Origin of the sequence: Kitasatospora sp. MBT63 (assembly GCF_000710465.2) — a bacterium.
Taxonomy (GTDB): Bacteria; Actinomycetota; Actinomycetes; order Streptomycetales; family Streptomycetaceae; genus Kitasatospora.
Genome location: NZ_JAIZ01000346.1, coordinates 1 through 9,475, shown reverse-complemented (window position 1 = coordinate 9,475; position 9,475 = coordinate 1). Strand labels below are relative to the sequence as shown.

The 9,475-nt window shown below is 66.0% G+C and carries 5 protein-coding genes; 4 read left to right on the top strand and 1 reads right to left on the bottom strand.

The window, feature by feature from the left end; translation table 11 throughout:
- Positions 1-813 precede the first annotated feature (813 nt).
- From AA75_RS47730 to AA75_RS20635, 3 genes are all read left to right on the top strand, one after another.
- Entirely contained in the window at positions 814-2,238 is a 1,425-nt protein-coding gene (locus AA75_RS47730; protein WP_149038279.1) for a hypothetical protein, read from the top strand.
- A gap of 52 nt (positions 2,239-2,290) precedes the next feature.
- Positions 2,291-2,797: a hypothetical protein gene (locus AA75_RS20640; RefSeq protein ID WP_051812904.1), complete on the top strand. Its 507-nt coding sequence runs from the start codon at positions 2,291-2,293 to the stop codon at positions 2,795-2,797.
- 542 nt (positions 2,798-3,339) lie between these two features.
- The gene (locus AA75_RS20635; RefSeq protein WP_082526689.1) at positions 3,340-4,341 is read left to right on the top strand and encodes an alpha/beta fold hydrolase; all 1,002 of its coding nucleotides are present in this window, start codon (positions 3,340-3,342) and stop codon (positions 4,339-4,341) included.
- A 526-nt stretch (positions 4,342-4,867) separates the two neighbouring features.
- Here AA75_RS20635 and AA75_RS20630 read toward each other — a convergent pair.
- Positions 4,868-6,160 carry an ABC transporter substrate-binding protein gene (locus AA75_RS20630; RefSeq protein WP_033821621.1) on the bottom strand — a complete coding sequence of 431 codons (1,293 nt, stop codon included), beginning with the start codon at positions 6,158-6,160 and terminating at the stop codon, positions 4,868-4,870.
- Positions 6,161-6,567: 407 nt separating this feature from the next.
- Between AA75_RS20630 and AA75_RS20620 the strand changes: the two genes are divergently transcribed.
- Positions 6,568-9,387, top strand: coding sequence for a LuxR family transcriptional regulator (locus AA75_RS20620; protein WP_158515540.1), 2,820 nt, complete (start codon positions 6,568-6,570; stop codon positions 9,385-9,387).
- The last annotated feature ends 88 nt before the right edge of the window (positions 9,388-9,475 follow it).

Below are 9,475 nucleotides of genomic sequence, written 5' to 3'. Positions count from 1 at the left end.
GACCACCCACCTGCCTCGCCTCCTTCGGGACGGACCACCGCCCCGCAGGAGGCAAGTGCACGACCACCTCGCTTGACGCACCGTTCGGACGCGGGGTCGGCAACATGCCCTTCTGGCAGGAGGGAACGGGCAGGAGGGGTTGGGCAGCAGGCGGTGCGCGGCGACCGCGGGTGAGGGGTGAGGGTCGGCTGTCCTGGTGGGCGAGCCACGCGGGGTCGGTGCAGTTCGGGCAGATCCGGGCGAAGGCGGGGAAGCTGCCGGTGTCCAGCACGGGCCGGGGGTGGGCGCCGTTGAGACCCCACAGCGGGGCGGTGCAGAGTGCTTCCGTCCTGGTCCTGAGCCGGTGGTAGACGGTGCCGCTGTTGCGGTGGCCCATTCGGCGGGGCCGAGAGACCGGGTGTCGACGTCGGCGAGGCGGTGCGGCTCGGTGAGGTCGAAGCCGGCGGCGTCGAGGCGCTCCGTCGCCGGCGGGCCGCCGGCCGGTGCGAAGGGTGCAGTCAGAAGTAGAAGTATCCGTCGGCGGCTTCCAGGGTTCCCGGCATTGACTTTGAATCAGCCCTGATCCTCCAGGCAACCCTCCCGACCGCAGCTTGACACCGCTGCGGCATGGGATGTCTGACAAGCTCTTCCACCCGATCGGCGGACCTTTCGGGAATCACTCCCGCACACCGGACCTCGTAAACTAATGGCCACACGCCCGGAATTCCATGGCCGGGCCCCGACGATCACCACCGCGCACGGCGAGGAAAATCCACCTGATAGACGCGCGATATGTCCCTGCGTTCATCACCCGGCCGGGAACTAGGAGAATCCATGGAAAATTGGCCCCTGATACCGTCCACCGCAGGAGAATTCGAGAATTTCTTTCGACGTGCAATCGAGGCCGCCCAGGAACATGGTGACCCCGGCGGTGGCTATGGAAATTTCGCCGCCCAGCAGCGCTACAGAGGCCCCGGCGACAACGGCTTCGAATCTTTTTCCTCAGAGATCTATTCCGAATTGATGCAGTATCGAATGAACGGCGGCTACTACGCTTCCCAGCTTCTGCACCAGGCGGCAACGGGATCCGAGTTCATATCAGCAGATTCTGCATCCTCGTGGCTTCACACTGCCTGGGATGTCCTGTTCAATGGAGGCGACTGTCTGGATTTCCCTACACCAGAGGGGGCGACACGCCTGATCCATGAGAAAAACACAGGCCCGAGGGCGAGCGAGCAGGTACTGCGCATGACCATCGCCGAGGCGGCCCACGCCGGGATCGGGAGAGAACGAGCAGAAGACCACGGGAGCGCTTATGGGGATTCCATCTACATCATCGGTCACGGAGGGCCCGAGTACGGCTTCGTCGCCATTCCAAATGGACTCAAGGTGCATATATGGGGCGAACAGGGAAAGGGACTCCAACTGGTCGACGCGTGCAATGCCGTCAATAGCCCCAACAGCTCCCCCACCCTTACGCTCGAAGCAGACGGATCCAATCTGGACATGCCGAATCAGATACTGGAGTCGTGCACCCCGGACGAGAAGAACGACGCATACGACGTCATTTACATGTCCCCGATGCTTGACAAGGTCGTCTTCATAGACGGCCATGAGAGTATCTCCACATCCCCGATCAACGGGCCGATCGCGCTGTGCAACTCCATAGACAGATGCACCTCGGAAAAGCACTCGTGCACCGGCCTTTTCTCCAAAATCAACCCAGAGAAAGGCTACACCGATCTCCATCTCCTTGCGTGCCTGCCCACAGCCGGGGAGAGCGGACCACTGGCCATCGCCGATACCGATTACTCGCGAGACCTCCGGGACGAGGCGATAATTCTCGAGTCCCTGATCGAGGTTGACCCGGACGCGGCCCTGATGGAATGGAACAGCCTATCCAGGGAGGACCGGGCAACCTATCGGATGTACAATAAGGTGAGGCATTGGGACAACAGAAACCGGGCCATGTCATTCATTTCAAAGAATGGCCGCACCGCCTTCTATCAGCTTTTCGCAGCGATGCCCTATCCAGATCAGGATGCCTACGGAAATGAAGACATCGTGGAGGAGTGCCGCCGAGAGATCGAGTCCACGCTGTCGAATATGCCTACGGATAGGGATCGCATCGCCTATTATCTGAAGCTCGACAAGCCAACGCGCAGACTCCTCAGGCATACTTCCGGAAAGGTCATCCAGCTCCTCGCCCGAGCTGCAGAGATCAAGGCGAGGGCGAAACCGAAGCCGTCCGACACATGACCGCTGCGCCAGAAGTATCCGCCTGGATGGATTCGCCGACCGGACCCCGCTGGTGTTCGAGCGCCGCTCGTGCGGCGCGGGGTCGAAGGGCGAGCGGTACTACGACTTGGCCCCGGCCGAGGTCACCTGGCCGTCGGATGCCGGGTCCGCCCACAGCGGCTGGCAGCACCTGCTGCTCGTGCGTCGTTCGATCGCCGACCCCACCGACCTGGCGCTCTTCGCCGTCCACGCCCACCAAGGCACCATCTTGGCCGTGATCGTGCGGGTGGCGGGGATGCGGTGGGGGGTCGAGGACTGCTTCGAGACCGCGAAGTCCGACTGCGGCCTGGATCAGTACGAGGTCCGGCAGTGGGAACCGTGGCACCGCCCCATGGCCCTCGCCCTGGCCGCGTTCGCGTTCCTGTCCGTCACCTCCACCCGCACCGCAGGCAGAGCGGCAGCACACGCCCCGGACAGCGAGGCCGGACGGCAGGAAGAGGACGGGGGACACGGACCCGCCATAACGTGGCCGCCGCTGCACCTGCCGCTCCCGCTCCCGCTCGACAGCGTCCTGCACTGATCCCGTACACCGCCGAGGAGATCCGCCGCCTGCTCCACCAGACCCTCTGGCACGTCACGCACACACCGGCCGTGGTCGTGGCCCCGTCGCTGTGGCGACGCGCCCACCAAGCCCTCGCCCGCCGCATCCACTACGAACAGCGAAAACGCCGATCTCTCGAACATCACCTGTAGTACCGGGCGATCTCGGTGACGTTCCGCTTGCTCACGTTGCTCTCGCCAGGGAGTTCTGGCTGCCCGATAGGGCAATTCATGCAGATCAGAAGGGAGGCAACGGCGCTCGTAAGGATCCGCTTTGCCTCCGTTATGCCTTAATAGGCTACATGCTGTGAATACAGGCGCAATGATGTGCAGTCGGCTCCGTCCGAGCCGGCCGATGGCATCGGCAGTGCCGCTGGAAGGTGACATGGCGGCCTGGTAGGCCGAACTCTGGCTGGGATTATCGCGACGGCTGAGGGGCCGTCGCGAGAGAGAGCACTGGATACCGCTGTCCCGAACGAGGACACATCCTACGCAGAAAACAGGTGGAGAATCGTGAAACCTATGACACTACGTCGCTTCAGCGGGATATCCGTCGCAGCGGCGCTGTTGATCGGACTTCCGGGAATCTCCGCATCGGCCGAGACAGGTGACCCTCCACTGGACGTGCCGGAAGCGACAATGGCGGCGGCCTTGCAGTGTCACGATGCCCCGACTCCGGTTGCGGGGCGGGAGCCGGTACTGCTGATCCACGGGACCGCACAGGACGGTCCTGGCGCATGGGACTGGAACTACGTTCCCGCACTGAACAACGAGGGCATCAACGCGTGCACGGTAACCCTTCCGGATCATGCTCTGACCGACATTCAGACCTCCACCGAGTACGCCGTCCACGCCGTCCGAACGATGACTGATCACTATGGATCGAAGGTCGACGTCCTCGGGTTCTCCCAGGGCGCGCTCGTGGGCAGGGCAGCGATCAAGTACTGGTCCGACGTACGTGACTCGGTCGATGACATGGTCGCCCTCGGTGCGCCCTACCACGGCACTGCCTTCGCCAACACGCTTTGCGTGGCAGGGTCGTGTGTGCCGGCCATGTGGCAGATGAAGCTCGAGCATCCTCTTCTCGGGGCAGGGTCGAACTTCATTTCGGCTCTCAACGCCGGTGATGAGACCCCGGGTGCCGTCAGCTATACAAGCATCTCCACACGAACTGACGAGGCATCCATCCCGCAGCTGCCCACATCGGTGTCGTGGCAAAATGGCGGAGCAACCAACATCGCGATTCAGAGTGTCTGCCCCCTACGGGTCGTGGACCACATGCAGCTCACCTATGACGCGGTTGCGTATGCATTGGTGCTCGACGCGTTCACCCATACCGGGACATCGAGTGTTTCGCGCAGTGGCGCGGGGTCTCAGTGCAGTGGCGCCTTGATCACGCCCATGCCTGGCATAGATCTCGTGACGGCCTCTGCCATCGAGGCCGCCACCTATGCTGCGGGTGCCCCTCTCGAGGCTGGCATCGGCTACCCCACGGTCAGCGCTGAACCTTCCTTGCGCTGGTAGGCAGAGATCGATCGGTTTCGCATCCGTGTCGAGCAGCCGGGCCCGGTACTACAGGTGAGATTTGAGAGCTCGGTGCCAGACGGTCAGGTGCAGCACCCAGTCGTAGTACCGCTCGCCCTTCGACCCCGGCCCCGCACGAGCGGCGTTCGAACGTCGGCGGCACTGCCCGGGCCACGATGTCCACCCGCACCGGCCCGGTCTCCGGCGTGACCCCGGTCTCGTCGCACGGCTCCGCCTTCGTCACGGATCGCCGAGGTGCTCGACCACGAAGGCACGGGCCTCGTCGCGGAGCCCTCCCCAGCTCCAAGTCATCCGCCCTAGCAGATCCTTGACCTTGTCAGGCGTCGCCTGGCCGGCTTATGCGGCGGTCCGCCACGAGTTTTTCCGCTTCACCGGACCCAGCAGGGCCTTCAGATACGCGCGGGCCGTCCGACGAGGTTCCACCCGGAAGACACGATGCTCACCTGTAGTGCCGGTCCGACCGGACCCTCTGCAAGACCACGCCGGCCTCAGGAAAGCCCCGACTTCATCCCGTCCCCAACCCGTTGAGCGCGGTGGGGAGGTCACCGGTATAGGCAGTAACCGGGCCTTTGCCGTCGTCGGTGGTCAGGGGCTTGCCCTGCAGGGTCAGTTCGGTGCCCTTGATTTCGGCGACCTGGGAGCCGGAGAATCCGGCGTGGGATTGGGCACTGTAAGCGTAGGGAACCAGACCGGGGCTGGTGAGGCCGCCGGACTGGACAGCGTCCACGATCGACTGGCGGGTCGGGTTCTTTCCGGCCTTCTGCAGTGCCTGGGTGAAGGAGAAGGCCACCCCCATGCCGTACTGGGCCAGCGCGGACTCCGGCAGCGACGGCGCGTAATGGTCGCGGACCTTCATGAACAGATCGCTCCAGCCGCTGGAGCCGGAGAGGGGCGGCAGGAACGTATCCGTAACCATTCCCTGGATGAGTGCGTCACCCGACCCGCTGCCGCTCTGTGCGGCATAGGAGTTCAGCAGCTGGGACAAGGTGAGCGGGTCCGCGCCCGGGTAGCTCACGACCAGCTGGGCCGTGTTGCCGAGCTTGATTTGGGCGAGCCGCAGCTGGGCGGTGTAGGTGGGGATCGTGTAGGCGATGATGACGTCAGCCTTCGCATTATCGATGGCGGTCATCTGCGGAGTGATGTCGAGGTTTCCGGGCTCGTAGGTCTGACGGGTTACGACCGATGAGGCGGGAACGGTCCGATCCAGTCCCTCGACTCCGCTCTTGCCGAAATCGTCGTTTTGGGTGAAGTACGCAACCTTCTTTCCCGGGAAGGCGGAGGCCACGTACGCGCCGAGGATCTTTCCTTCGCGGATGTAGTCGAGCGGCCAGCCGAAGGTGTACGGGTGGGTGGAGGGGGCGTCCCAGCAGGGGCAGCCGGACCCGACGAACAGATCGGGGACCTTCTGGCTGTTGAGATAGTCGGTGACCTTGGTGTGAGTAGGGGTGCCCTGGCCCCCCACGATGGCGAACACTTTGTCCTGCTCGACCAGTTCGTGAACTGCGTCCACGGTTGTGCTGGGGTTGTAAGCATCGTCCCGGTACTTGTAGACGATCTTGCGACCGTGGACACCGCCATTGTCGTTGACATAGTCGAAGTAGGCTTTTACAGCCGGGGCGAAGTCGCGAAAGCCGGGCGCGGCCGGGCCGGTTAGAGCCACATGGCCGCCGATGGTGACGGTGTCCTCGGTAACACCAGGCGTCGAGGGCTTTCCTTCTCCGCCGTCCGAGCTGCCGCATCCAGCCGCTGCAAGAGCAAACGCGGCCAGCAGGGCCATCGCGCGCGCACGCAGGTTCATAGCGTCCACTCCTATCCTGTGTTCCAGGGTTTATCACAATTGAGACCTTTTCCTACGTGCCCATCCTCGCGTTTCGGGCGCTGGGCTGATGTGGATCTTCTCGCCGGAGTCGGCCACCCGTCCCTCCAAGACCCCGATCCCGATCCCGGCCCCGGCCCCGAGACTGCATGCCCTGTTGGACATGGCTCCGTTGGGCATGTCTCCGTCAGCGGCGGCGATGCCGAGTGCCTTGGCGACGAGGAGAGCCCACACCGTTCACACGGACCAAGAGCGCCGGCGACAGATCCTCGACTTCCTCGCCCGATTCTGCTGACGGATCTCCGGCGCAGGACACTGGAGGTACGACGGACAGCGGAAGCCGGTGACCTGGTATGGACTCTGAGCCACGTGACGCAGCTTTCTCCGCGATGGCAGGTCCCGGGCTGCCGTCCGGTGCGCAGGGCGTGGCGCAGGAGGCGGATTTCGTGGGCCGGTTGCAGGAACTGGAGGCGATCGGACGCTGCCGGGCCGAGGCGGCGCTGGGGATGCCGTGGATGGTGGTCGTCGAGGGCGAACCGGGGATCGGGAAGACCGCGCTTGCCCAGCGTGCGCTGGCGGCGGGGCCGGACATGCTGAAGATCTGCTGGAGTGCGTGCGATCGTTCTGAGCAGGACTACCCCTACGGGGTGGTGGACCAGATACTCAGTCGGCTGCCCGGGGCAGAGTTCGGGGCCCAGAGGCCGGCCACGGCGCCGACGTCCTCCCCCTTCGCAGTGGGTACGGATCTACTGACAGCTCTGGCCGGCGCTGCCGAGTCCGGCCCGCTGGCAGTAGTGATCGACGACATCCCCTGGGCGGACGAGGAATCCCTCAAAGCACTGTCCTTCGTGCTGCGCCGTCTGTACAGCGAGCCCATCCTGACCGTGATCACCGCCCGTACCCAGGACACCAGGGCATCCGCCACCGCGGAGCCGGGGGTACCCGCCCACGGGGGCTGGCACACCGTGACCCGGGGTGCGGCCCGAGTGCTGCCGCTACGACTGATCGGGCTGAGCCGAGAGGAGACCGCGCAGATGGCTGCCGCCGGCAGCGGCGCGGCACTGAGCCAGCAGGCCGTCGGCCGCCTGTGGGAGCACACCGCCGGCCATCCACTGTATCTGCGGTCGCTGCTTGCCGAGGCCGGCCCTCAGGCGCTGGCCAACCCGGCACGCCCGCTGCCGGTACCCTCCACTCTCAACGAGCTGGTCCGCCGCACCCTGAACCGGCTGCCCGCCGAGGCCTGCCGCCTGGTCCAGGCCCTCGCCGTCCTCGACACCGCCACCCCGCTGGCCACCGCCGCTCGGCTGGCCGGCCTGACCGACGCCACCGCCGCACTGGACGCGGCCCTGGCCGGCGGGCTGCTCCAGTGGCAGCCCGAACATCCCACCACCCCTTTGCGCATCCACCACCAGCTCCAGCGCGACGCCATCTACCAGGCCATCTCCCCCACCCACCGCCACGCCCTGCACGCAGCCGCAGCTACGATGGCGGACCCTGACCGGGCCTGGGACCATCTCGTGGCCGCAGCCGTCACCACCGACCCGGAGCTGGCGGACCGGCTCTCCGCCGAAGCCACCCGCCAGACCGCCCAGGGCCGCCACCACCGCGCCGCCACCCTCCAGCTCTGGGCCGCCGACCTCTCCTCCACCCGCGACACACGCGAACACCACCTCATCACCGCCGCCACCCACCTCCTCCTTGTTCAAGCGCTCGCCCGCGCCCAGACTCTTCGCGAGGCCGTCGAAAGCTGCGCGCCCACTCTCAAGCGCGACGCCGTTCTCGGGTACATGGCCGGGTTGGCCGGCGACCTCGCCACCGCGGACAGGCTCCTGGCGCCCGCTGCCGAGACCGCCGACCCGGCCACCCGCGAGATCGCCGCCACGTGGCTGGGTTTCGTCCACATCTTGCGGACCGACGGCCGCAAGGGTGCTGCCGTGCTGTATCCCGTTGTCGGCAGGTTGCCCTCGAGCACGGCGGCTCACTATGCCCGCGGCGCCCTCGCCCTCTCGCTTGGTCTCGCCGATGGACCGTTGGCCGGGCTGGTGGTGATGGCCGAGTCAGGTCTGTCCGAGCCGACCGACCAGCTGGCCCACACGAACAGCCCGCTGCTGATGTTCCGGGGTTTGCTGCGGGTATGTGCCGGTGTTCTGGGGGCAGGGATCGACGACCTGGCAACTCTTGCCGCCCGCCAGCGGGCCGACAGCAACCTCTCCTCTTTCTCCTCGGCGCTCTTCACGCTCAGTCTGGGGCGCTATCTCACCGGCCGATGGGCGGAGGCAGCCGTCAGCGCCGACCACGCTCTGATGGTCGCCGAGACCGTAGGACAGCCCTGGGGTCTGGCCCCCAGCCACGCGGTCGCAGCCATGGCCTACACCCAACAGGGTCACCACGAGCAAGCCGCATCCCATCTTGTGGCCTCCCGCAAGTCCGCCGACTGGTTCCCCGAGTACGACGGTCTCTTCCCGGTTGTGGCTGCAGCGGTGGCGGCTCAGGCGCGCGCCGACTGGCCGGCCATGCGTGAGGCCCTCCAGCCGCTGAACGACCCCGCCTTCGCCCCCGGTATGCGCAGGCTCAGGCCGCTGTTGTGGACAGCGCTGTATGTCGAGGCGCTCACCGCCACCGATGTCCGGCCCACGCCTGACGACCTGCGGAACGCCGAGACGGCCCTGGCCGTGATCGACCGACTTGCCAGCGGCGCGCCCGCCCTGGCCGCAACACACCGATGGCTGCACGGCCGGCTCGCCGCCGCCCGGGGTGATACCGAAACCGCCCTCCAGTACTACCGAGAGGGCCTGGAAACTCCCTCCCACGACGGCGACGACATTCCCCTGCACCGCGCTTTCCTCCACCACGACCTCGCCCGTCACTTCGTGACCGTCAGCAGCCCCGACGCAGCTGCCCGTCACCTCGAACAGGCACACAACGCCTACACCGCCCTCGGCGCCGCCCCCCACGCCCAGCGCGCGGCCCATGAGCTCACTTCTCTTCGCCCCACCGTCGTGCTGTCCGGCGCATCCGAGCTGGCCACTGCCCTGACCGAACGCGAGCACGCCGTAGCCCAGCTCGCCGCCGATGGCCTGACCAACAACGAGATCGCCCGCACGCTCTTCGTCAGCCCCAAGACCGTCGAATACCACCTCAGTCACGTCTACACCAAGCTCCGCCTCACCAGCCGCCGCCAACTGCGGGACGTCTCCGGGATCATGTGATTTCGGCGTGGTGAGGCACCGCAACGTGACAACACCCCTTCGTGCGTTACGAGTCCCGCCGCCACCAGCGGCTCCAGCGCCTGCACCG

Excerpts from the sequence above, each read along its gene's own strand:
- AA75_RS47730 (WP_149038279.1), top strand. The coding sequence starts at position 814 with ATGGAAAATTGGCCCCTGATACCGTCCACCGCAGGAGAATTCGAGAAT.
- AA75_RS20635 (WP_082526689.1), top strand. The coding sequence starts at position 3,340 with ATGACACTACGTCGCTTCAGCGGGATATCCGTCGCAGCGGCGCTGTTG.
- AA75_RS20630 (WP_033821621.1), bottom strand. The coding sequence starts at position 6,160 with ATGAACCTGCGTGCGCGCGCGATGGCCCTGCTGGCCGCGTTTGCTCTT.
- AA75_RS20620 (WP_158515540.1), top strand. The coding sequence starts at position 6,568 with ATGGCAGGTCCCGGGCTGCCGTCCGGTGCGCAGGGCGTGGCGCAGGAG.